The sequence below is a fragment of the Clostridium senegalense JC122 genome (assembly GCF_000285575.1).
Classification (GTDB): Bacteria; Bacillota; Clostridia; order Clostridiales; family Clostridiaceae; genus Clostridium_J; species Clostridium_J senegalense.
On sequence record NZ_HE611050.1, the window covers coordinates 1,063,999 to 1,086,793 of the forward strand.

At 25.1% G+C, this 22,795-nt stretch carries 22 protein-coding genes and 1 pseudogene; 3 read left to right on the forward strand and 20 right to left on the reverse strand.

What is annotated here, in order from left to right:
• The 11 genes and pseudogenes from CSGHG_RS23560 to CSGHG_RS05685 form a co-directional block, all read right to left on the reverse strand.
• Positions 1-478: hypothetical protein (locus tag CSGHG_RS23560; protein WP_010293361.1), on the reverse strand; the 478-nt coding region annotated here is incomplete at its 3' end.
• Positions 479-705: 227 nt separating this feature from the next.
• Positions 706-1,221 carry an aminoglycoside 3'-phosphotransferase gene (locus CSGHG_RS05640; protein WP_026022243.1) on the reverse strand — a complete coding sequence of 172 codons (516 nt, stop codon included), beginning with the start codon at positions 1,219-1,221 and terminating at the stop codon, positions 706-708.
• Positions 1,169-1,474 (reverse strand): protein kinase family protein, encoded by a 306-nt coding sequence (locus tag CSGHG_RS05645; protein WP_026022244.1) that lies wholly within the window; start codon positions 1,472-1,474, stop codon positions 1,169-1,171. The genes CSGHG_RS05640 and CSGHG_RS05645 overlap by 53 nt, the downstream gene beginning before the upstream one ends.
• A 264-nt stretch (positions 1,475-1,738) precedes the next feature.
• Positions 1,739-4,080: pseudogene (locus tag CSGHG_RS19975) on the reverse strand (HAD-IC family P-type ATPase).
• Between the two features lie 374 nt (positions 4,081-4,454).
• Positions 4,455-5,114, reverse strand: coding sequence for a hypothetical protein (locus CSGHG_RS05655; RefSeq protein ID WP_010293363.1), 660 nt, complete (start codon positions 5,112-5,114; stop codon positions 4,455-4,457).
• 28 nt (positions 5,115-5,142) lie between these two features.
• Positions 5,143-5,829 (reverse strand): NAD(P)H-hydrate epimerase, encoded by a 687-nt coding sequence (locus CSGHG_RS19980; RefSeq protein ID WP_010293366.1) that lies wholly within the window; start codon positions 5,827-5,829, stop codon positions 5,143-5,145.
• Positions 5,830-6,036: 207 nt separating this feature from the next.
• Positions 6,037-6,408 (reverse strand): GGDEF domain-containing protein, encoded by a 372-nt coding sequence (locus CSGHG_RS25045; RefSeq protein WP_081496269.1) that lies wholly within the window; start codon positions 6,406-6,408, stop codon positions 6,037-6,039.
• The gene (locus CSGHG_RS23065) at positions 6,390-6,560 is read right to left on the reverse strand and encodes a hypothetical protein (RefSeq protein ID WP_155844733.1); all 171 of its coding nucleotides are present in this window, start codon (positions 6,558-6,560) and stop codon (positions 6,390-6,392) included. Before CSGHG_RS23065 ends, CSGHG_RS25045 begins: the two co-directional genes overlap by 19 nt.
• Positions 6,561-7,398: 838 nt before the next feature.
• On the reverse strand, positions 7,399-8,115 hold the full coding sequence (locus tag CSGHG_RS05675; protein WP_010293370.1) for an EcsC family protein: 717 nt from the start codon (positions 8,113-8,115) through the stop codon (positions 7,399-7,401).
• Positions 8,116-8,340: 225 nt separating this feature from the next.
• Positions 8,341-9,465, reverse strand: coding sequence for an SEC-C metal-binding domain-containing protein (locus CSGHG_RS05680; RefSeq protein WP_010293371.1), 1,125 nt, complete (start codon positions 9,463-9,465; stop codon positions 8,341-8,343).
• Between the two features lie 404 nt (positions 9,466-9,869).
• Entirely contained in the window at positions 9,870-10,700 is an 831-nt protein-coding gene (locus CSGHG_RS05685; RefSeq protein WP_010293372.1) for a MerR family transcriptional regulator, read from the reverse strand.
• A gap of 110 nt (positions 10,701-10,810) precedes the next feature.
• Between CSGHG_RS05685 and CSGHG_RS05690 the strand changes: the two genes are divergently transcribed.
• Positions 10,811-12,136 (forward strand): MATE family efflux transporter, encoded by a 1,326-nt coding sequence (locus tag CSGHG_RS05690; RefSeq protein WP_010293373.1) that lies wholly within the window; start codon positions 10,811-10,813, stop codon positions 12,134-12,136.
• A gap of 125 nt (positions 12,137-12,261) precedes the next feature.
• Here CSGHG_RS05690 and CSGHG_RS05695 read toward each other — a convergent pair whose 3' ends face one another.
• Both CSGHG_RS05695 and CSGHG_RS05700 read right to left on the reverse strand, forming a co-directional pair.
• Positions 12,262-12,990, reverse strand: a complete 729-nt coding sequence (locus CSGHG_RS05695) for an ATP-binding cassette domain-containing protein (RefSeq protein WP_010293375.1) — start codon at positions 12,988-12,990, stop codon at positions 12,262-12,264.
• A 16-nt stretch (positions 12,991-13,006) separates the two neighbouring features.
• Entirely contained in the window at positions 13,007-14,560 is a 1,554-nt protein-coding gene (locus CSGHG_RS05700) for an ABC transporter permease/substrate-binding protein (protein ID WP_010293376.1), read from the reverse strand.
• Positions 14,561-14,758: 198 nt separating this feature from the next.
• Between CSGHG_RS05700 and CSGHG_RS05705 the strand changes: the two genes are divergently transcribed.
• Together CSGHG_RS05705 and CSGHG_RS05710 are read left to right on the forward strand one after the other, a co-directional pair.
• Positions 14,759-15,601 (forward strand): patatin-like phospholipase family protein, encoded by an 843-nt coding sequence (locus CSGHG_RS05705; RefSeq protein ID WP_010293378.1) that lies wholly within the window; start codon positions 14,759-14,761, stop codon positions 15,599-15,601.
• A 102-nt stretch (positions 15,602-15,703) separates the two neighbouring features.
• Complete coding sequence (locus CSGHG_RS05710; protein WP_010293379.1) at positions 15,704-16,306, forward strand: methyltransferase; 603 nt, start codon at positions 15,704-15,706, stop codon at positions 16,304-16,306.
• A gap of 94 nt (positions 16,307-16,400) precedes the next feature.
• Here the strand turns inward: CSGHG_RS05710 and CSGHG_RS19985 are convergent, their stop codons facing one another.
• From CSGHG_RS19985 to CSGHG_RS05745, 7 genes are all read right to left on the reverse strand, one after another.
• Entirely contained in the window at positions 16,401-17,891 is a 1,491-nt protein-coding gene (locus CSGHG_RS19985; RefSeq protein WP_010293381.1) for an STM4011 family radical SAM protein, read from the reverse strand.
• Positions 17,888-19,162, reverse strand: a complete 1,275-nt coding sequence (locus tag CSGHG_RS05720) for an STM4012 family radical SAM protein (protein ID WP_010293383.1) — start codon at positions 19,160-19,162, stop codon at positions 17,888-17,890. Before CSGHG_RS05720 ends, CSGHG_RS19985 begins: the two co-directional genes overlap by 4 nt.
• A gap of 29 nt (positions 19,163-19,191) precedes the next feature.
• The gene (locus CSGHG_RS05725; RefSeq protein ID WP_010293385.1) at positions 19,192-20,049 is read right to left on the reverse strand and encodes an STM4013/SEN3800 family hydrolase; all 858 of its coding nucleotides are present in this window, start codon (positions 20,047-20,049) and stop codon (positions 19,192-19,194) included.
• Entirely contained in the window at positions 20,033-21,037 is a 1,005-nt protein-coding gene (locus CSGHG_RS05730) for an STM4014 family protein (protein ID WP_010293386.1), read from the reverse strand. Before CSGHG_RS05730 ends, CSGHG_RS05725 begins: the two co-directional genes overlap by 17 nt.
• A 7-nt stretch (positions 21,038-21,044) precedes the next feature.
• On the reverse strand, positions 21,045-21,893 hold the full coding sequence (locus CSGHG_RS05735; protein WP_010293388.1) for an STM4015 family protein: 849 nt from the start codon (positions 21,891-21,893) through the stop codon (positions 21,045-21,047).
• 232 nt (positions 21,894-22,125) lie between these two features.
• On the reverse strand, positions 22,126-22,314 hold the full coding sequence (locus CSGHG_RS05740) for a hypothetical protein (protein WP_010293389.1): 189 nt from the start codon (positions 22,312-22,314) through the stop codon (positions 22,126-22,128).
• Between the two features lie 210 nt (positions 22,315-22,524).
• Entirely contained in the window at positions 22,525-22,680 is a 156-nt protein-coding gene (locus CSGHG_RS05745) for a zinc-ribbon domain-containing protein (protein ID WP_010293390.1), read from the reverse strand.
• Between the last annotated feature and the right edge of the window lie 115 nt (positions 22,681-22,795).

The following is a 22,795-nucleotide window of genomic DNA, read 5'->3' on the forward strand; positions in this document are numbered from 1 at the left end:
TTAAAATTATTGTTAATATTACTATTGAAATTATTGAATAAAATTTATTTTTTTCCATTAATCCAAGTAATTTATTATGTTCTTTTTTAACTGTAAAAGTAATTAATATTGTTCTTAAAATATATGCACCAATAATCAATGACAATCTTGCATTTAATTCATTACTTTGATTATATAATCTGAAATTAATATACAGTCTTTCTACTGTAAAACTTAAATAAAATAAAGATATTATAAAAAAATCACTTTTCTTATATGTATAATAATAAATCCAACAACTAGCCATAGAAATAATAGCTAAAGTGCCATTTATTATTTTAAAATCATAAGTTGTAATATATTTATCTATTGGTAAAAACTTAATATAAAATGCCCCTAAAAAACTTAAAATAAGTAAAATTAATGATATATACATAATTATTTTGTTAATATCTAACGTTGATATTTTTTTCTTGTCTTCAGTTAACTCTAAATTCATAACAAACCTCATCTACAAAATTTTTATAACCTTATACCATAATAAATTAAGATGCTTAATTATTTTTTAATTTATTCCCTTAATGTTATTATATTTCATGTGTTTTTTTTAGTCTACATTATTATGTATATTTTTACAAATTAATTTAAATTTCGACTTTAAAAAAATACAACCTATAGTTAAAGTTTAACTTAGATTGTATTCTAAAATTATAATAATATATTTATTTAAAATAATTCATCTAATAAAATATAATAAGCAATTTTATTAGCATCATATTTATCCAAACCATATTCATCTAAAAATAATTTTACATAATGATCATTTCCAAAATTAGTTCGTATACTTCTGCATGCAATTCCTATGTCTTGATATCTATCGCCAATACCACCTCTTCCCCAATCTATAAAACCACTTATTTCACCTTTATGTTGAATTATATTCGGTAGGCAGTAATCTCCGTGAACTAACACTAAATCTTCACATTGAGGCCGCATACTCTCTAATTTATTAACGATTTCTAAATAGCTTTTATCTTTATTACAATTAAAATTCACAAGTTTTTGTTCTATATTTTTTCTTCCTTCTTTTAATTTAACATCTAGAGTTTGTACTACATTACAATTTGTAATATCTATATTATGAATCATTTTTAATCCTTTAGCCAAATTCTTTACTATTAGTTCTTTATTAAAATTTTCTCTTAATAAATTTAATGTATTTTCTCCCTTTATTTCTGACATTATTAAAAAATTGATTATTACAATCACCTACATACAGTAACACTTCTGGAACATTTAATTTTCCCTTCAGCCAATCCAATAACTTTACTTCTTGCCTAAATATTTCATATTTACTTTGGGCTATTTTTAAATAGGCCATTCTATTTTGCATATTAATTTTAAATACTTCAGCTTTAGAACATCCAATGCACACTTTCTCTATGCTATCCATATCTATCAAATCACAAATCTCCTTAGGTAAATTTAAAATCATATACATTCTCCTTTTAAACAAATTATTTATAAAAATAATAGTTCAAAAACTTGATTAACATTTTAAAATTATAAAACTTTATTTTTTATGTATATACAAAGAAAATAATAGACACAAATTACAATATATATTTTATAAAATTCAAGCCTGTCAGATTCTATTAATAATTATTTATTATTAGATACTGTCAACTCAAGATTTTGTGAAATAATTAAGTAATTTGCTCTATTATTTAATTTAATATTTAATAAATTTTCATTTGTTTTAACAAATTTGTGGATTATTCATTATTTTTTTTACTATTTTAGGTATAAATATCATACCTAATGTTCCTAAAATAGTTATTATAAGAATTCCATTAGCCTTTGTAGTAACAAATGGTGCTATATCAAAAAGATTTCTTATAAACGGTATAGTGAATGACCCTATAAATAACAATATCATTCCAAACAATATCAATATTCTATATAGATTTAATGGCCTTGACACCTTAAATACAACGAATAAACTTAATGCAGTAAACACAACTAAAGATAATGATGAAGACTGTTTCATAGAAAGTCCACTATGGAATCCTATAAGAAATGCAATTGTAGTGCTTATACCTATCATTACACCATTTGGTATTGATACTTGTAAAACTCTTTTTAAAAAATTTTTTTAATTCTTTCCTTGTTAGGTGCCAATGCTAAGAAAAATGATGGTATTCCTATAGTTATGCTACCAATTAAAGTTAATTGAAATGGCGTAATAGGAAATGGTAACCTTAATAGAGAAAAGGATATACACATAATTATAAAATATACTATTTTGGACAAGAAAAGTTCTGACACTTTTTCCAAATTATTTATAAGTTGACGTCCTTCTGTTACAACATTTGGTAATGAAGCAAAATCTGAATTCATAAGTACAAGTTGTGCTACTGCCTTTGTAGCATCTGCTCCACTAGCCATAGCTATACCACAATCAGCTTCCTTTAATGCTAAAACATCATTAACTCCGTCTCCCGTCATAGCTACCGTATGCTCATTGGATTTTAAAGCTTTCACTATTCTTCTCTTTTGATGAGGTGTAACTCTTCCAAATACACATGTTTCTTCTACAACCTTAGCTAATTCTTCTTCACTTTCTGGAAGTAATCTAGAATCGATATATTTTTCTCCATTTTTAATTCCAACTTTTTTAGCTATAGCCGAAACAGTTATAGGATTATCCCCTGATATAATTTTTATTTTTACATTTTCTTTTTCAAAATAATCTATGGCTTCCTCAGCGTTATCTCTTATTATATCTTCAAGAAATATAAGTCCTATTCCGTGTATGTCTCCATTTAAATTCTCATTTAAATTTTCTCCATTAAATTTTGCTAATAAAAGAATTCTTTTTCCAGCCTCTGCTGCGCTTTTGACACGTTTAGCTATGTGTGTATACTCTTCTTTTAAAATAACCTCTGGTGCACCTAATACCCAGATTCCTTCATTTTCAAATTCTACGGCTGTCCATTTTCTCTTAGATGAAAAAGGAATCTTATTCTTTACTTTTAAATTTGGATTTTCCTTAAATTTGTTGAGTATAGCTTTATTAGTCTGATTTCCACCTAAAAAACTATACGCTATTGCTGATGTATATTTTTCTACATCCTTTGTATTATTTTCTTTTAATGCTATAATTTCGCTAACTTTTAAATCGCCTTTAGTAATTGTTCCTGTTTTATCTAAACATAAAACATCCACACGAGCTAAAACTTCTGTAGCTGGTAATTCCTGAACAAGAGTATGAAGTTTAGATAGTCTTATAACTGCTACAACAAAAGTAGTGCTAGTTAATAAAATTAACCCCTCAGGAACCATTCCTATAATTCCTGTAACAGAACCAATTAATGCACTTTTCCAACTTTCATTTCCTGACATAAGCTGACTAGTTGTTAAAAGTAAGCCTAAAGGAAGTATCATCCACATTATTATTTTAAATATCTTGCCTGTAGATTTTTGAAGTTCAGAATTTATTAGTTTAAATTTTCTTGCTTCATTTGCAAGTTTTGCTGCATATGTTTCTTCTCCGACACAACGTGCTACTGCATAACACTGACCTGCTGTTACAACACTACCTGATAAAAGTTTACTCCCTTTTTGTTTTAATATAGAATCTGATTCACCAGTAATCATAGATTCATCGACTTCTACTTCAACATCTTGTATAACTTCACAGTCTACTAATATCTGATCTCCTGTTTTTAAAATCATTATGTCATCTATCACTATTTCTTCTGCTGTAATATTTTTAGTTTTCCCATTTCTTATAACATATGCTCTTTTACTATTAATTACTGCTAATCTTTCTAATATTCTTTTTGCATGTATTTCTTGAAATGCACCTAATATTATATTTGCTATTACTATTATTATAAAAACAGCATCTTTAGGTGAACCTATTAAAATTAACAATATTGCTAATGATATATTTAAAATATTATAGCTTGTTAATATATTCGCCCTTAAAATCTGAGTTAATGTTCGAGAAGGTGGTTTAGGAATATTATTAACCTTACCACTTTTAATTCTTTCTTCTACATCCTCATCATTAAGTCCTCTTATTTCTTCTTCCATAATATTTTAATCACCGCCTTTACTTTTGTTTTTATGATTTTAACCTTTTGTATAGAGTTGTAAACTATTTTTAAATAAATGCTTTTTTAATTTTCAACTTATAGTTGAATTAATTTTTAAACTTGTCTTACTCTATTATACATTAACATTATTAAATTAACCTTAAATTAACGTGACATAATCTTAAAATTACATTACATTTTTGAAATATATCTTTATTTTAAATAAAATTTACTAAAAATAAAAATAAAATAACTTAAAAAGTCTAATTTTATACTTATAATGTTTATTATCAAATAAAATTTAATCATATTAATATAATTATCATTACATAATTTTACAAATAAATATAGGGTTTTAAAAAACCCTATATTTTAATCTTCTATAATATCTTTTTTATCCTCTTTCTTTACTTCATTTTCCTTTTTATTACTACTTTCATTTTTTATAATTCTATTCGCCCTACTAAGTTCACTATTAGCTCTACTTTCTATGTTATTAATAGATTTTTCTAATTTTAATTTTTGTTTTGAAACAAAATTATTAGGATATTTTATATCTTTAAGATAACCTAACTCTACTTTTAAATTTCCTTTAGTAATATTCAATGAATGTATGTTATCCATGCTATTTCTAGCTTTAATTAGATTTTTAAGGCTTTCAGAAATTATAACTCCATTTCTTTCTTCATCACCATTTTTATTTTCCTTTTCTTTCTGTTCTAGTTTTTCTTTTGCTTTTTCTAATTCTTTTTCTTTTTCTATCATAAGAGCTCGTTGCATTTGTTCTTCTATTAGCTTTATTTTAGCATCTAACTCTTTGTTTTTTTCAATTCTCTCTTTTGGTGTTAAATCTTGTTTTTGTAAATTCTCCTTTTGTTTTATTAAATTTTCTTTAGCTTCTTGAAGATTATTTATAATATCAGCTTTTTTAAATTTAATATTTTTATTAAATTTTAAATTTATATTATCCTCATCCTTTTTAATTTGTGAAAATATAGTATTAGTTCTTGTATTTAATCCTTCAATTCTCATAATTTTTATCCCCCAAAACATTTATATATTATAATATTTGTATAACTTTTTTAGGAATTCCTATATCAACCACTTTTATATTGCCGCAATATTCTGATATATATTCTTTTAAAAAACCTACCTTTGGTAACTGCAATGTTATAGTTTCATCAGCTTTTATTGCTACCCCCATAACCTCTCCATTATCACCATTTATTCCAGATGGAATATCTATCGCTATAGTATATGCACTACATTTGTTTACCTCTAAAATTAAACTTTCAAAAATACCTGAAATTCTTCTTTTTAAACCAGTTCCAAATATTCCATCAATAATTACATCAGCATAAATTAAACTCTGTAATTTATTTAAATCGGTATCCTCATTTATAAATCTTATTCCTATCTTATTATCGTCTAATTTATTTATATTCTTTATAATTTCAAAGTTTTCATTAAAATCATTGCTTGCTTTTTTTAAATTTCCTACTATAAATACTTCAACATTATAATTATGTAAATATAAATGTCTTGATAATGCAAGTCCATCTCCACCATTATTTCCAACACCCGAAATTATAATTACCTTTGAATTAGGCATTTCTTTTAATTTTTCATCTACCTCATTAAATATTTTTATTGCTGCATTTTCCATAAGTATCATTCCACTTATTCCTAATTGATTTATACAATAATTATCTATTTCTTTCATTTTTTTTGAGTCAACGTACTTCATATTATCCCTCTCTTAAATATATCAGTAACTAAACTTTAACCCTCAATTTTTAAGTATAATTACTAGTTATTTTAATATACATATAAAAATTATACTCTAATTTTATAGGATTCTAAACTATTAATTCTTACCTTTTAGCCATTAACTAACTACAACTCTACTATAACCTTTAGAGCCTTTAAATTTTCTATATAAATAACTATATAGTCAAATATGTCTTTTCAAACATTTATTTCTATACATTTCATTGTCTGCAAATGTTAAAATTTCAGTTACTTCCGTGCCATTTATCGGATAAATGGCTTTTCCTATACTAAATGAAATATTAATTTTTTTATTTATATCATTCTTTAAATATATTTTGTTTCTACATATAATTTCAATAATATCTGAAATTTTTTCATATTTAGTAGTTATTATTGAAAATTTATCTCCACCTATCCTATATATTTGCCCATCTTTATTAATATATTCTTTTAATATATCAATAAAGTGTTTTAAGCATTTATCTCCAAAAATATGACCATTGTTATCATTTATACTTTTAAAATCATTTATATCTAAATAAAAATTCCAAATTCAATATCTTTTTTTATTAAACCTGAAATATCCTCTTCAAATTTTCTTCTACTATAAGCACTCGTTATATCATCTCTTTCTGCAGTAAAAATAGCTTCTTCCAATGATTTTATATTTTCAGTAAAAAAATATATTACTGGATAAAAAATCAATGTACTTAAGCAAAATATACTATAAATTATTACTCCATAAAAACAATTATGGAATATAATAAATCTAAATAGTAAAGTTAAAGAAATTACATATGAAAAAGGGGCAAATGATATTAAATAACCTATCTTTGTCCTCAACGTCTTAATATTAGGCCTATATATTTTAGCAACATGAAATAGATTAAATAATAATACCAATATACTTATAAGGCTAAAACATAACTTATATATGATAACATTACCTTTATTAACCTCATTTAAAATTATATAGTCTTCACACAATATATAAATTGTTATTATAGATAAATTAGCTATAAGTGATGAATAATATACAAAAGCAACCTCTCTAATTGATCCTTTATATATTTTATATTTCATAGGAAACAAAAGGACATATATAAATTGGGCTATCATGATACTATCCTCTACTTCAAAAAACATTGATATAATGAAAAAAATAACAAATATATAAGTGAAACTCCAAAAGTTTTTAAGTTTATTTTTGGTTTATTTTCATATAATGCTGATCTCATTAATAAAGTAGTAAAAACATATTGACCTATTAGATATAAGAATTGTTTTTTCATATTTTATTTCCTCTATCTTAAGTAACATTAACATATTTGTATACTTAATTTTCATTCCCTTCTAAATATTTACTTAAAATTCAACACAATATACACTTAAATTTTAGCATATAAATACATTTTAATCCAATAATTAAAATATATGTATTATAAGTTTCTTTTTTGTTTATTCTACATAAATAAAACTTATAATTAAATTTAATTATAAGTTTTCTTAGATATCTTTAAATTATATAATATACAGTTTTACTTTAAGTAAGTATTCTCATTCTATATGCTTGTATTGCAGTTTTACTCAATTTATCTATAAGTTTATTATTTACATAAGCCCCTACAAAAGCACCTATACCTGGTATCATTTGTAACAGTTTGGCAAGATCTATATAATCTCTGTACTCCTGCTGAAATGTTTTCCAATCAAAACAACTTATATCATCTGGTAACATAGTGCAATAATTTTCCCAATCTTCCATAGTATAAAAGACTTTGTTTACATGATTTTTACTTGAAAAAGCTAGTTGAAATATATTTAGTATATATAGTCGCTCTTTATAATCCTTAACATCGAAGCCATAAATAGCAGCAATATCATAAAGAAGCTTTATTTTTATCCCTAACAATAATGGAAAATCGGCAATTCCTAAAGCTATACCCCCAGCACCAGTTCCAGCACCTTCTATAATTGCTGTGTTCTTATAAACTTTAGTTTTTTCTTCAACTAAATATTCCCTTTCCTTTAAAGACAAACCTAAATAAGGTTTTTTAGTAATATACTTTGATCCAAATAAAACTGCTTGTGTCATATTCTTTATTGTGTTAGTCATAAATTCATGATATTTATTGGGCAATATTCCATTAAACTTGTTTTGAACTCCCTTAGTAGCTTTCTCAAATATAGATGGTCCTTTTCTCATTTCTTTTTTCCATTTTTCAAGCTCACTTAATGCCACTTGATTATAAAATTCCATACTGTTTTCAACTCCACACTTTATACTTTTAACATATAATACTATATTGCTTATTGACTACTTTACATTTAAAAAATTATACACTTTTTCTGAATTTAATCATTTATATCTTAGATTTTTTAAATTCCTAGTTAAGTTATATTATCCAATTTTTTAAATATACATTCTTAAATAAAAATAAAAAGCATCCCCATAATAAATTGAGATGCCTTCTACTTTATAAAGTTATTTTCCACAACATTTCTTATATTTCTTTCCACTACCACATATACAAGGGTCATTTCTTCCAACTATCTTTTTATTAGCATTAACATTTAACTTTCTTAAAGATAATTCTTTCGGAGTAAATCCTTTATTGCTCCATTTTCTTGAATTATTAGAAACATTTGCTACCAACTTCACAATTTCATCTAATTGTTTTCTACTTTTTATTTCTATTTTTCTTCTATCCAACTCAAAAAGAACTCTTTGAATATCGAAATCAGAATCTACTAGTCCCATGCATATATCTTCAAAAGTTTCTTTTGCAAGTTCAGTATCAACACACATTTCATTTAAAAATTTTTTTAATTTTATATGTTCCTCTGTTAATTCCACATAATCTTCATCTGCATATTTAAGTAATTCTTCCTTAGATAAAATTTTATATTCTTTGCCTTTTCTAAGTTCTTGTAATGTTTCATATTCACCTTCATTAACTAGTAACGCTTGATGTATAACTCTTTCATCATCGAACTCAACCATACCTAAACTACCTGCAAACTTATCTAATATATATAAAAACTCTTTTTCATCTAATTTTTCATCATTATTATCATTAAAGATATTCATAAAAAATTCTATTTCAAATATTCCATATAAATTAGAAAATGCTAATAAATACTCTTGCACATTTCTATATCTTTCTTGTTTTACAGCTAACTCTTCAAAATTAATTTTTTTAACAACATCTTTTATTTCAGTTGGCATAACTATATATACTTTATTTTCCGAAATATATGTAAAAGCCATTCCTATGTTATATAGAAATATATAATTTTCAACTGGCATAGTTGTACATTCTATGTACTTTTCATCTCTAAGTTCTTGAAGTAATTTCATCCCATTATCATCTACCGGAACTAAATCTTCTTGTAATATATTAGCATCTTGAATCTTACTACATAACGCATCTACCAACATATCCTTTTTCATTTTATGTCTACCAACAATTTCATATATTCCAGCTAAGTCAGTTAGATTATTTTTTGTAAGATCACTTAAGCATTCTTTTAAAGAAAATTTTAATTCTTTTTTTATAGCTAATTCTTTATTAGCTTCAATTATGTAATTAATTAATTCTTGATTCATATTTGAACTCTCTCCCAAAATAATTTTTTAAATTTAAACTATAATACCGTCCGTATAGTATTTCAATATAGCTTTCTAAACCCTAATTTTAACTTATATTTCTAGTCCTTTTAATTTAATACTATCCAAATAAATTCATCTTATCCTAAAAACATAATAGAATCTTATAAATCATAAGTTAAATCTAGATTATACATTACTATAGTCACATATTATCTATTATACTTTTTTATACTTTTTTATGCAAATTAGCTTATAAAATTTAAAATTACATCATTATTTTTAAATTTAATTTGCATATGCTCATTTTTATTTATATGTATATATTAAATTTAAATTAAATTTAAAAATTAAAAAGGATAATCATTTTGTAAAACTTTAAATTTGTAATTCCATGCCTTATATTATATTTTTTTAACTCTAATCATAATTTCAGTTAAATATTCTTCTTCATTTTTAAGTGCAAAAAAATCCAATAATGTATTTTCATAAGAATCTCCAATTATTTTATAATTATTCTCTTTAACAAACTTTAAAATTTTTTCATAAGATTTGTATGTACTTTCATAATCACCTTTATGATTTATGCATACATATTTTCCACTAGGTTTTATAAATAATTTGTTATTATTAATTTTATTATCTAATTTTATAAATAACTTACTTAAAGTATTAAATTTTTTATTTTCCACATCACTTTTTCTTACTATTGCGCCTATTGGATATCCATCATATATATTATTTTCATCACAATATTTAACAAACTTAATAACATCCATCATTATTTCTTTTTGAGAGCAATTATTTAAATCTGATAATATTAAATATTCCTCGTTACACTCTTTTATATAAGCTTCATTATTCTCAAGTTCCATTATTCCCCTTTGAGCAATATTGATTTTGTTTGTTAGATTATAAGTCATTTTTTCTAATTTCTTAATTTTTAGTGCAACTTTACTTCTTTCATCTTCTAAAAGCCTTATATATTCTTCCGGTGTTCTATTATATAAATATTTTTTTATTTTATCTAATGAAACATCAAGTTCTCTTAATTCTAATAATATAGTAAAAGTATCATACTGACTTAAACTGTAAAGTCTATAATTATTTTCATCTCTATATTCTGGTGAAAAAATACCTATTTTATCGTAAAAAATGAGAGTTTTTCTTTGAACCCCACATAATTTAGCAAACTCACTTACAGTAAAATATTTATCTTTAACATTATTACCCATTTTACCTCCTTAATCCTATAATAAAACCTTTAATATTTTCCCCTTGACTGTATAGTTACTATACACTTTATAATTACTTTTATCAATTAATTATACAAGGAGGGATTTTAATGGAAGCTACTTTTTCTAAGAAATTTACTTTCATTGAGTTTTTAAGATTCGTATCTCCAGCAATTATATCTATGATATTTATATCATTATATACAATTGTAGATGGAGTGTTTGTATCACTACTTGTGGGTTCTGATGCACTTGCAAGTATCAATATAACATTTCCTATAATAAATTTAATTTTTGGCATATCCATTATGTTTGGAACTGGTGGTAGTGCTCTTGTAGCTATAAATCTTGGTGAAAATAAACTCCAAAAAGCCAACGAAGCTTTTTCACTAATTTTTCTAGTTGCTTCTATAATTGGTATTATTCTAGGCTTAATAGGTTATATATTTATAGAAGATATTTCCGTGATTTTAGGAGCCACTGATAATCTACTACCCTATTGCATTTCTTATGGAAGAATAATATCCCTATTTGCACCATTTTTCGTTGTAAAATCTATGTTTGAATTTTTCGTAAGAACTGATGGTAATTTCAACTTCAGCTTATTACTTTCTATTGTCGGTGGTATTATAAATATAATTTTGGATTATGTTCTTATAAAATACTTTAACCTTGGCATAGCTGGTGCAGCAATTGCAACTTCCCTTGGAGTGTTTATATCTACATTAATGGGATTTGGTTATTTCTTTACCCAAAAATCTAAACTTAAATTTACAAAAACAAAATTTAACTTAAACCTTATAAAAAACACTATGTTAAATGGCTCTTCTGAGATGGTTACCGAACTTTCAACTGGCTTTGTAACATTATTATTTAACATGCTTACTCTTAAATATGCTGGAGAAAATGGTGTTGCCGCATTAACAATAATTCTATATACTCATTTTCTTTTAGTATCTACATATTTAGGTTTTTCATCTGGTATATCACCACTTATAAGTTTTAATTATGGAGCAAAAAATGAATATAAACTAAAAGAAACCTTTAATTACTCTAAAATATTTATTTCAATATCTTCTATAATTATATTCTTATTATCACTAATTTTAGGAAAATACGTAGTGAGAATATTTGTGCCTTATTCTAGTCCAGTTTTCATTCTTGCTGTACATGGATTAAAATTATTTTCCATTGCATTTTTATTTGTAGGAATTAATATTTTTGCATCTGCAATGTTCACAGCTTTTTCCAATGGAAAAGTATCTTCAATAATTTCATTTGCTAGAACCTTTTTCTTTGCACTTGTATTTGGATTTATACTTCCATATTTCTTGGGAATAGACGGTGTTTGGCTAAGCATCCCACTTGCAGAAATTATAACAACTTTCATTTCTATACATTACATAAAAAAGTACAAAAAACAATATACTATTTAATCATGTTTTTACATATAGAAATAAATATTACTTTTCAAAAAGACTTCAGCATAAAACTAAATTATGCTGAAGTCTTAAAATATATATAATTATTATTTCAAATTAGAATTCATACTATTTTTTAATTAATAAGCTATTAATTTTTTTACAAACTCAGTATTAGGGTTGTATTTTATTTCATCACTAGTTCCTATTTGCTCTATTTTTCCATCATTCATTATTATTATCTTACTACCCAATTTTAATGCTTCATTTATATCATGAGTTATAAAAAAAATGGTTATTCCTAATTGTTTTTGTATTTTTAATAATTCATCTTGTAGAACATGTCTTGTTATTTCATCTACTGCACCAAATGGCTCATCCATTAATAATATATATGGATTTGATGCTAATGCCCTTGCTATACCTACTCGTTGTTTCTGACCTCCACTTAACTGCGAAGGATATCTAGTTATTAATTCTTCTTCAAGCTGAACAGTATTCATAAGCTCTTTTACCTTATCCAAAGAACTATCTTTTTTATTTTTGTTTAAATCTAAAACAAAAGATATGTTTTTTCCTACTGTCATATGCGGAAATAATCCAATGCTTTGAATTACATATCCAATATTTTTTCTAAGTTCAACTAAATTAGTCTCTTTTAAATTTTTACCATCAACGATTATTTTTCCATCATCTGGAGTTATAAGCCCATTTATTAATTTTAATGCAGTAGTTTTTCCACTTCCTGATCCACCTATAACCGTTACAAACTCACCTTTATATATATCTAAATTTAAATTTTTCAGAACAATTTTATCATCATATATTTTACTAACATTACAAAAGCTTATTAATGGTTTACCCTTCATACTTCATAACTCTCTCCTACTTAATTATTCCCTTTTCTATTAGAAATTCTTTTGCAACTTGAAAATCTTCTTTCTTCTCTACTTCTACTTTATAGTTCATATTTATAATTTCTTTTTCTGTTATAGTATTATTTAATAAATTTAACACTTCTATGAGCTCTGGATACTTTTTCAACGTCTCTTCTCTTATTATTGTCCCTGCTAAATACCTAGGAAAAAATCTCTTATCATCCTTTAAAACCATATAATTTTCATTTACAAGCTGCCCATCTGTAGTTGAGGCCATTATTACATCTATTTTATTAGATGTAAGGGCTTTATATTTTAATCCCATGTCTAAATCTAAAGTATCTTTAAAATTAAAATTATATAGTTTTGCTAATGAATTATAGCCATCTTCCCTTTCATAAAAATCATATTCTGCCCCTAACACCAACTTATCACTTATTATTGCTAAATCAGAATATGTTTTCAAATTATATTTTTCAGCTAATTCCTTATTAACCACTATTGCATAATTACTATCATATCCATATAAATTTAACCAATTTAAATCATACTTTTCTTTGTATTCTTTTTTTAATTCTTCATATGTGTTTTCACTCTGACTTTTTTTCTTTAATACATACTCCCATGCTGTGCCTGTATATTCTGGATAAATATCAACCTCTCCTTTTACTATAGCAGGATGAATATTAGCTGTTCCCCCACCTATACCTTTTTTAATTTCAACTTTTATTGATGTTTTTTCTTCAATAAGTTGTGACATAATTTCAGTTAAAATATACTGTTCAGTCATTGGTTTTGATGCAATTATTATAGTTTCTTTTCTGCTAAAACCTACTAATATAAATGTTGTTATAACTAATAAGATACTTATAACTCCAATATATTTTTTAATTCCTAGTCCCCCTTTTTTAACTTTTCCTTTTGTAAATCTTATATTTATGTTTTTTTGAATACAAGACATAATTGAATCTATAGTCAAAGCTATAAGTGCAATAAGTAAACTTCCAGCAAAAGTCATAGTTGGGTTATTAGTTGTAATTCCTCTCCATATAGCAATTCCTAAACCTCCTGCCCCTATAAAAGATGCAATACCACAAAGTGCTATTGTCATAACTACCATATTTCTAAATCCAGCAAAAATTACTGGTAAAGCAAGCGGTAGTTTTATTTTATAAAGCAGTTCTCTATTAGTTGCACCCATACCTTTTCCTGCTTCTATAATATCCTTATCTACATTTTCAATGCCTGTATAAGTATTGGTAATTATAGGTAGCAATCCATATAATGATAATGTAATTATAGCTGTAACATTTCCAACTCCAGAAAAAGAAACTAAAAATCCTAAAATTGCTATTGATGGGATTGTATATAAAAAATTTGTAACTCCTTTTATTGGATTAGACAATCTTTTATTTTCACATACTATTACTCCTAAAAAAACACCTATTATTGTAGAAATCACAACAGCTATAAAAGATAATACTAAATGCTGCATAACTAGCTCTAGAAAAAAGTCTATCCTCTCCATATATAGTTTTAGAACTTCTCTAATAAAATTCATTTTTTTCTCCTAAACAAATAGCTTCACTCTAATATATTTATTTTTATATAAATATATTACATTCTTTTAACTTAGTTATATTTATATAAAACCCACTTATACACCATAATCTTATTTAAAATAATTTTAGCGTTTGTATATTAACTATATAAGGTATATAATTTTTTATATGTTTTCTATAACGGAAAGGAGATATTTATGGCTAGTTTAATATTAGAAGGTGGAACTTTTAGACCTATATTTAGTTCAGGTGCCATGGATGCACTTTTAGATAACGATATTATTTTTCCTTATTGTATAGGAGTATCTGCTGGAATTACACATGGTGTTTCTTACTTATCTAAACAAAGGGGAAGAAACCTTGACGTATTAAAATCCTATAGAAATGATAAAAGATACTTAGGATTCAGAAACTTTTTTAAATGTAAAAGTGCTTTTGGATTAGATTTTGCCTTTGATGAAATCCCTAACAAACTAAATCCATTTGATATGGAGACTTTCTTAAAATATGAAGGAACAGCCTTAGTTGGTGTTACTAATGCTAAAACTGGTAAAACAGAGTACTTAGACGCAAAAAATTTAGATGATAAATGTACTATGCTAAGAGCAACTTGTGCTATACCATTTTTATTTCCACCAATAAAAATAAATGAAAATTATTATTATGACGGCGGAATATGTGATCCAATTCCTATAAGAAAAGCTATTAAAGATGGTAATGAAAAGCACTTAATAATACTTACTCGACCTAAGGGATATGTAAAAGAATTTTCAAAGAAAAACTTAATGGCTTCAAAGATTTTAAAAAGAAAGTACCCAAATTTGTGCAAACCTATTTTAACAAGACATGATTTATATAATGAAACTGTAAAATATTGTGAAGAGTTAGAGAAACAAGGTAAAGCTATAATAATAAGACCCAAATCCAATCAAGCTATTGATAGTTTTGAAAAAAACATAGATATACTAACTGAAGGTTATAATAATGGTTATAACCAAACAATAGAACAGTTAGATGAAATTAAAAAACTACTTTTATAGTATTAAATGTTATATTTAGGGTATTATACTTAATTAAGAGTTGAGAATTTATGATTATTCAAAATAACATATGTTTTATCCTGTAAAACAGAAAGGACTATAATGAATGATCAAACTTTTGAAAAACTACTTAATATAAAAACTTCTGGCGAACAAAAAGAATACTATGAATCTCTTCACTACAATAGATATGAGCCAACATCATATTATGCACTTGAAGCACTTTCTAAAGAATATGAATTTAAAAGTGATGATAGAATAATTGATTTTGGATGTGGTAAAGGAAGACTTAACTTTTATTTAAATTACTTTTTTGATTGTTATGTAACGGGAATTGAAATGAATAATTTTTTTTATCAAGAGGCTCTTGATAACAAAAAAGAATATTTGAAAGAGCATAATAAAAACTGTAAAAAAATAAATTTTTCAAACTGTTATGCTGAAAATTATGAAGTTAATCCAAAGGATAATAAATTTTACTTTTTCAATCCTTTTTCTATGCAAATATTTATGAAAGTTATATTAAATATTTTGATTTCTGTAGAAGAATATAACCGCGAGGTAGAAATTATACTTTATTATCCTTCTCAAGACTATATCTATTATCTTGAAAACTTTACACCTTTCACATTAAAAAAAGAAGTTAAGTTACATGGGTTATATGCTCTTGATGTTCGCGAAAGATTTTTCAATTTATCAATTTAAATTATTATAAATTTAAAGAGCTATTCTAAAGTGAAATTATATTTTAGAATAGCTCTTTAAAACTTTAAATTCTTTCTATTTATATAGTTTTTTATTAAATAATATAAGGCAATTGAGCTACTTTTAACCTATACCTTGCCTCTTCTATTAATTCTTTTGATGCCCCTGTCTCTGCAACGGAATGATATATTCCTTTAATCATGGATAAATCATTATTAGAGTTACCTATTACCATAACTTTTTCTTTATCTAACTTTAACTTTTCACATATCACTGATAAACCACTTAATTTATTTACACCATTATTGACTATACTTAATCTTCCATGATTATGTATGATATTATAATGACCACTATTATTCATATGTTTTATTATTTCACTATCTATTTTACCCCTCATCAATATCTTATATGGTATATCTTTATAGCTATAAATCTTATATTCATTACACAAATTAGGTGTTTTTAACAAATAGTTATAAACTTCATAGTTATTAGTTTTTTCTACTATATGTGCACCATTTGCAAAACTTCCACCTGATAATAACCTTTTTATCTTCTTACACTTCTTCATGGCTTTTTCATAGGGTAATTCTGTGTTCAAATAAATTAAAGCTATTTTACTTAAATATTCTAAAGCTAATATATCTTCATTTTTTATTTTTCCATCTTTGCTTACTAATGTTCCATCTACGTCTAAAAATATTGCTTTTATATCTAGTCTTTTAGGTACCCTTACTAACTCATCTTTATTAAAAAAATCCAACTTTTTTAAACCTTTCAAATGTGAATAAGATAAATAACAATCACATCTTCCTTTTAAACAACTTGTCTCCTTTTTGATAGTATCATTACTATATAAATTTCCTAATGTTTTACGTACTTTATTGCATGGATAAATATCCCCTTTAAAATCTATAAAAAAATGTTCTTTTCCACCTATACAGTTCCCTTTATTTAAATAATTTTTTACTTCTAAATCAAACATAGGATCTATATCATTAAATATACTTATTTCTTCTTCTGTATATTTTCTATTAAGTCCATCCATACTGTTAATCCATAAATAAACTTCTACAGGTAAACTCTTTCTTAAATTTTTTATAATTTCAATATCTTTTGGATTTCCAACTACACCTACGCTTAAATTTATTTTTTCACGTAAATATTTTATTTTTTCTACAAATTCATCTACTTTTGTCATCTCTGGATGATATGTACACCATAAAGTTATCTTATCTAAATTCACATTTTCTTTTTCTAATTCTTGAATAAAGGATTGAACATTAAAACTTAAGTTAGTTTGACATCCTATTTTTCTAATTTTTTTCATTCTACAAAGTTTTGCAATTCCTTTAACATAGTAATTATGTATAAGAGCTTCACCGTAAGGTGCTATTAAAACACTAACATTTTCTTTGAAATTTATATTTGATATTTTATTTAAAAAATTACACCATTTATCTTTATCTCGTTCTATTTCCTTAATACTATATTTTCTTTTAGAGAATGGACAATAACTACAATTATAATTACAAGATTTTAGTTCTCCACGATAAGTAATTTCAGTAGCATGTTCTATCATTTTTTCATCCTTTCTTTTACTGTGTCAGAAATCCAAAATGGTAAAATTACATCAGAATATTTTATGCCTTTCTTAGTAAGTCTTAATTTTTTTCCTTCTAGTTCAATAAGTTTTTCTTTAAAAAGTTCTTCAAATATTGGATAAGCTTTTAACAAATCTTTATTAAATATTTTCTTATATTCCTTTAAATCTAAGCCTTTATAATACCCCAAATTTTTAATAATAAACCTACGTTCTACTTCTTCAAAGTTCAACTCATATCCCTTTAATCCTTTAAAAAAATTATCTTTATCTACATAATTACTTAAAACTTCTTTACAATCATTTCTTTTTGAAGTATATGGCTCACAAAAATGTAGGTTTCCTATATAACTTCTTCCACCACATCCAACTGATAGCATTTGCTCAAAACCACAGCTAAGATTATTTTCATTTACTCTTTTTACAAAGCGTCGCATAGATGTTTGAATATAACCGTTTTTATTTAATTCTTTTACTGCTATATCATACATTTCATGTTGAAAGTCATAATTCAAATTCATCCTTCCAAATATCTTTGTATCTTCCCTTATATAAAGGGGATAAATAAATATTTCTTCCGGTTTATACCTTAAAGCTTCATTAATAGAATAGATTAATGATCCTTTTGTTTGACCTTCTATTCCATAAATTAGATCTATATTAACTGCATCAAATTTAAGATTTATTATTTTATCTAAAGCTTTGTAACAACTTTCTTTTTTATGATTTCTATAAATACATTTCAATTCATCTTCTACAAAAGACTGTATTCCTATACTTATACGGTTAAGCCCTTTATTTTTAAGATATAAAAGTTTATCTAAGTCAGTTTGATTTGGTGAAGTTTCTATAACAAAGTTAGCTTCATCTATTTTTATAGGAAGATTTTCTTCTAAAGTTTTAAAAATCCTTTCCATCTGTTCTATAGAAAGTATGAGTGGTGTTCCTCCACCTAATATTAGATTTGTAAACTTAATATCATTTTTACATAATTTATTACCATATTGAATTATCTGGTTACATACAGTATCTATATATTTTTCTAATAAAACTTCACTTGTGTTAGGTATTGAAAATAAATTACAATATCCACATTTGCTTTCACAAAAGGGAACATGTATGTATAGAGTAAGGTTGTCATCTTTTAAATTTGAAATAGCATTTAAAATTTTTTCCTCTTCTATTTCATAATAAGCATTTTTATGGGGGTAACTATACATATACTGATAATATACCGGTGATTTATCCAAAATACTCACCTTCTTTCTTCGTTTTTAGATTAAAGGAAAAAATGTTTATATGGAACTGTATATACTATTTCATGGGATACACAGTGAAATTCATATCCGTCTTCTCCATAACATGTTCCATGATCTGAACATAAAATGACAAAAGTTTTTCCTCTTTCCCTAAATATATCAAATAATCTTTCTATCCTACTATCTACATATTTAAGTGCTGCAGCATGAGTGTCTTTATTATCTTGTTTTGCACCATCTAAATAAAAATTATTTGGATAATGTATAGTATCAATATTTACATACATAAATATCCTTTTATTATTTTCTACTTCTTTTACTTTTCTTTCTATAAAATCTAATTGATTATCGAAACTGTTTTTTATATGACAACTAAATGATGGATGCCAATAACTTTTTTCAAAATATGAAGGTAATACCTTTCCTATATCAGAACGTTTATTAAAAAAGGCAACCCCACCAATACACATGGTATGATATCCAACTTTAGATAATCCCTCTATAAAAGTAGAACCTTCGAATGCAAATGCCCCTTTAGGAGTTGCATTTCCTAAACCTATATTTTTAGGGAAAAAGAGACTTTCTCTTTCCATAATAGGAGTAGGCTCTGCTGGGCTTGGTAAGAAACCTGAAAACATAGCATGATGTGAAGGATATGTAAAATTTCCTGGTGCATGACATTTTTTCCACTGCCCATATTGGTTTATATAAGGTGTTGTACCCTTGTCCTGTTCTTCCTTTGCCACATCATACCTTAATGTATCCAGACACACAAATAAAATATCATGTGTTCCTACAACTTCATTCATATTTATTTCAGGCTCTTTATCTATATTTCCTATAGCTCCCATAGGTACCTCATTATTTAACTGATTCATCTTTGCATATCATTCCTCTCATCTGTGATTTGTATATTTTATTTTCATTAAATATATCCTTATAAATCAGATCTCCTTGTCCATTAATTTCTATTATCATAGGGTTTCCCTTTGGTGTAATTAAAATATCAATTCCAGCACTATTAAGCCCCTTAAAGCATTGCATGGCTCTAAAACATAAGTTTTCTATTTTATCTTTAATTTCTTTTGATAGTTTAATGTCTTCAATATCTATTCCACAATTATTAAGATGTAAATTAGTAATTGGTGTCTTACTTCCTCTACCTACAATAAAATCAATTTTTCCATATTGGTACACTACTCTTAAATCATAGCTTAATCCATTATGTATTGATTTTGGTATCCACTTTTCAACTATTATTTCTTCTTTCAAAAGCAAATTTAAAATCATGCTTATTTTATTTTCATCTGTAATCTTTCTCATTTTTTTCGTATTGCAAATTTCACTTTTATAATCTATTTCCATAGATGTATAAACTATCTCTTTATTCATCTTTGGATTATACCTGTATGCTAAAACACCAGCTGCCCCTGAACCATACCTAGGCTTAATGAATATTTCATAAACCTTTTTATTCTGAACAAATTCTCTTAAATCATCTAAAGATTTAATATTACTTTCAATAATAGGTGTTGTAGCAATACCATTTTTCATAAGTATATTCTTACATTTAAATTTATCTAAAGTATTGTATATTTGTAATGGACTATTTAAAAAGGTTACTCCCTTTATATTTTCTAATAACATTAATTTATTCTTATAATCATTTATAAGCTTAGGTAATTTATTAATTTTATATTCTTTATGAATAGGCGGATCAACTTTTATAAAACTTACTTTATGTAAATCTTCTTTTTGCCAATTCTCCCAAGGTAAAAATTTAATAGTATAACCTAACTCAATTGCTGCTTTTAAAAAAAATTCAGTACGCTTACTTAATTTTTCTCCAATTAATAAAAACTCCATGTATATTTTACTCTGTTAGCATAGGCCAATTTCCATATTCTTCATCGACCTCTTCTTGTTCATCTAAATCTATTTTTATTGGTAATTTGTTTAATTCATTCATTAATTCATCTGATAAAAAATGATAATGTAAATCTAAAAATTTCAAGTGATTTATCTTATCTTTATTCTCTAGTAAAATATTACCACCTATATCTGATAATGTTCCATTAGAAAAATTTAAAGTTTCTAATTGTTTTATTATGTTACTTTCTATAACTACTTTTACTATATCATCTTGAATCTCGCTATTTCCTATACCCAAATACTTTAAACTTTTTAAAGATTCATTTTCAACTACTTTTTTTATATCTTCTAATTCTCCATCAAATCCATAATTATCTATACCTATATATATATTTAATTTTTCTAATCCTGGCAAATTACTATTTCCTATTTGATTTAATACTAATTTGGGAATTCCTCCGCAAATAATTTCTAAGGATTTAAGATTTTTATGATTTATATTACCTAAAGACAATCCCTGACTTCCTTTTATAGTTAGTTTTCTAAGATTAGGAAGTGCATCCCATATTCTACTATAATCACCCTGTTCTATCCAAGATACTTCACACTCTTCATAATCCATATCACCTATGAAAAGACTTTCTATATGTGCAAATTTTTCTTTATTCTCTACAATCATATCTAATATAGCTTGTACATCGTTATCATAAGATTCTCCCCAACATCCAACTATGACTTCTTTTAAAACACCCAAGTCTGAATCTTCTAAAATCTCAGAAGCTAGCGTCTTTGCATCCTTATCACCATCTTCATAATCCTCATAATCATAAAAGTATTTTTTACTATCCATATGTTTACTCCTTTTTATTCAGTTTTAATTACTAAATTTTTATAATATTATTTTTAATTCGTTATATTATAACATTTTTTTACACTTTTGACACCTAATTATTACCACCAATACTATTAAAATTATTCCTATTTTTATTTTTTAAATACTTTTTAAAAAATAAAAAAATGAACATTTTAAAATAGAATTAAGTTTCTATTTTAAAAAGTTCATTTTCTTGTAAAATTTTATATTAATCTCTAGATATATCTATGCCACCTAAAACAATGTGAGCAATACCTGCACCGACTAAAAGTGCTCCTGCCATATTTTTATAATCATTTTTTCTAAATTTATGTCTTTTACTTTGTTTGGTATCTAAAATAACTCCTGTTGCTGTAACTACTGTTCCTAAAGCTACTGGTAAAACACCTTTTCTCATATTAATGCCTCCTATTTAAATAAATTTTAATATTAGTTTATCCTTTTTTTAAAGTAGAATACATAATATAAAGTTCCAAAATATAAGTTTAATTTAAATAAACTCCATTTTAAAATAATCAGCACTTAATTAATATAAATAACTATTATTTAAAGCATAAAAAAACTGTTCTAAAATAAAATTTTAGAACAGTTGATCTACAATATAAAACTATCTTCTATTGTTTTGTTGTTTTTTAGCTCTTCTGCAATCTTGACATCTTACAGGCTCGTTATCGAATCCTTTTTCTTTGTAGAATTCTTGCTCTCCTACTGTGAATACGAATTCTTGTCCGCAATCTTTACATACTATTGTCTTATCTGTCATAATAATTCCTCCTAAATTAAAAGATTTCAATTTGATACAATAATCTCCAATTTATGAGAAACTATTTACCTAAACTAAACTCTTTATTTCTTTATTTTTTTTAGCTCTTACGCTA

Coding starts and splice junctions, on each gene's coding strand:
- CSGHG_RS05725 (WP_010293385.1), bottom strand. CDS start 20,049: ATGAATCAGTTAAATAATGAGGTACCTATGGGAGCTATAGGAAATATA.
- CSGHG_RS19980 (WP_010293366.1), bottom strand. CDS start 5,829: ATGAAGTACGTTGACTCAAAAAAAATGAAAGAAATAGATAATTATTGT.
- CSGHG_RS05700 (WP_010293376.1), bottom strand. CDS start 14,560: ATGAATTTTATTAGAGAAGTTCTAAAACTATATATGGAGAGGATAGAC.
- CSGHG_RS05745 (WP_010293390.1), bottom strand. CDS start 22,680: ATGACAGATAAGACAATAGTATGTAAAGATTGCGGACAAGAATTCGTA.
- CSGHG_RS05690 (WP_010293373.1), top strand. CDS start 10,811: ATGGAAGCTACTTTTTCTAAGAAATTTACTTTCATTGAGTTTTTAAGA.
- CSGHG_RS05640 (WP_026022243.1), bottom strand. CDS start 1,221: ATGTCAGAAATAAAGGGAGAAAATACATTAAATTTATTAAGAGAAAAT.
- CSGHG_RS05740 (WP_010293389.1), bottom strand. CDS start 22,314: ATGAGAAAAGGTGTTTTACCAGTAGCTTTAGGAACAGTAGTTACAGCA.
- CSGHG_RS05705 (WP_010293378.1), top strand. CDS start 14,759: ATGGCTAGTTTAATATTAGAAGGTGGAACTTTTAGACCTATATTTAGT.
- CSGHG_RS19985 (WP_010293381.1), bottom strand. CDS start 17,891: ATGATAGAACATGCTACTGAAATTACTTATCGTGGAGAACTAAAATCT.
- CSGHG_RS05680 (WP_010293371.1), bottom strand. CDS start 9,465: ATGAATCAAGAATTAATTAATTACATAATTGAAGCTAATAAAGAATTA.
- CSGHG_RS05685 (WP_010293372.1), bottom strand. CDS start 10,700: ATGGGTAATAATGTTAAAGATAAATATTTTACTGTAAGTGAGTTTGCT.
- CSGHG_RS05695 (WP_010293375.1), bottom strand. CDS start 12,990: ATGAAGGGTAAACCATTAATAAGCTTTTGTAATGTTAGTAAAATATAT.
- CSGHG_RS05675 (WP_010293370.1), bottom strand. CDS start 8,115: ATGGAATTTTATAATCAAGTGGCATTAAGTGAGCTTGAAAAATGGAAA.
- CSGHG_RS05645 (WP_026022244.1), bottom strand. CDS start 1,474: ATGATTTTAAATTTACCTAAGGAGATTTGTGATTTGATAGATATGGAT.
- CSGHG_RS05710 (WP_010293379.1), top strand. CDS start 15,704: ATGAATGATCAAACTTTTGAAAAACTACTTAATATAAAAACTTCTGGC.
- CSGHG_RS05735 (WP_010293388.1), bottom strand. CDS start 21,893: ATGGATAGTAAAAAATACTTTTATGATTATGAGGATTATGAAGATGGT.
- CSGHG_RS05730 (WP_010293386.1), bottom strand. CDS start 21,037: ATGGAGTTTTTATTAATTGGAGAAAAATTAAGTAAGCGTACTGAATTT.
- CSGHG_RS05655 (WP_010293363.1), bottom strand. CDS start 5,114: ATGAGAATTGAAGGATTAAATACAAGAACTAATACTATATTTTCACAA.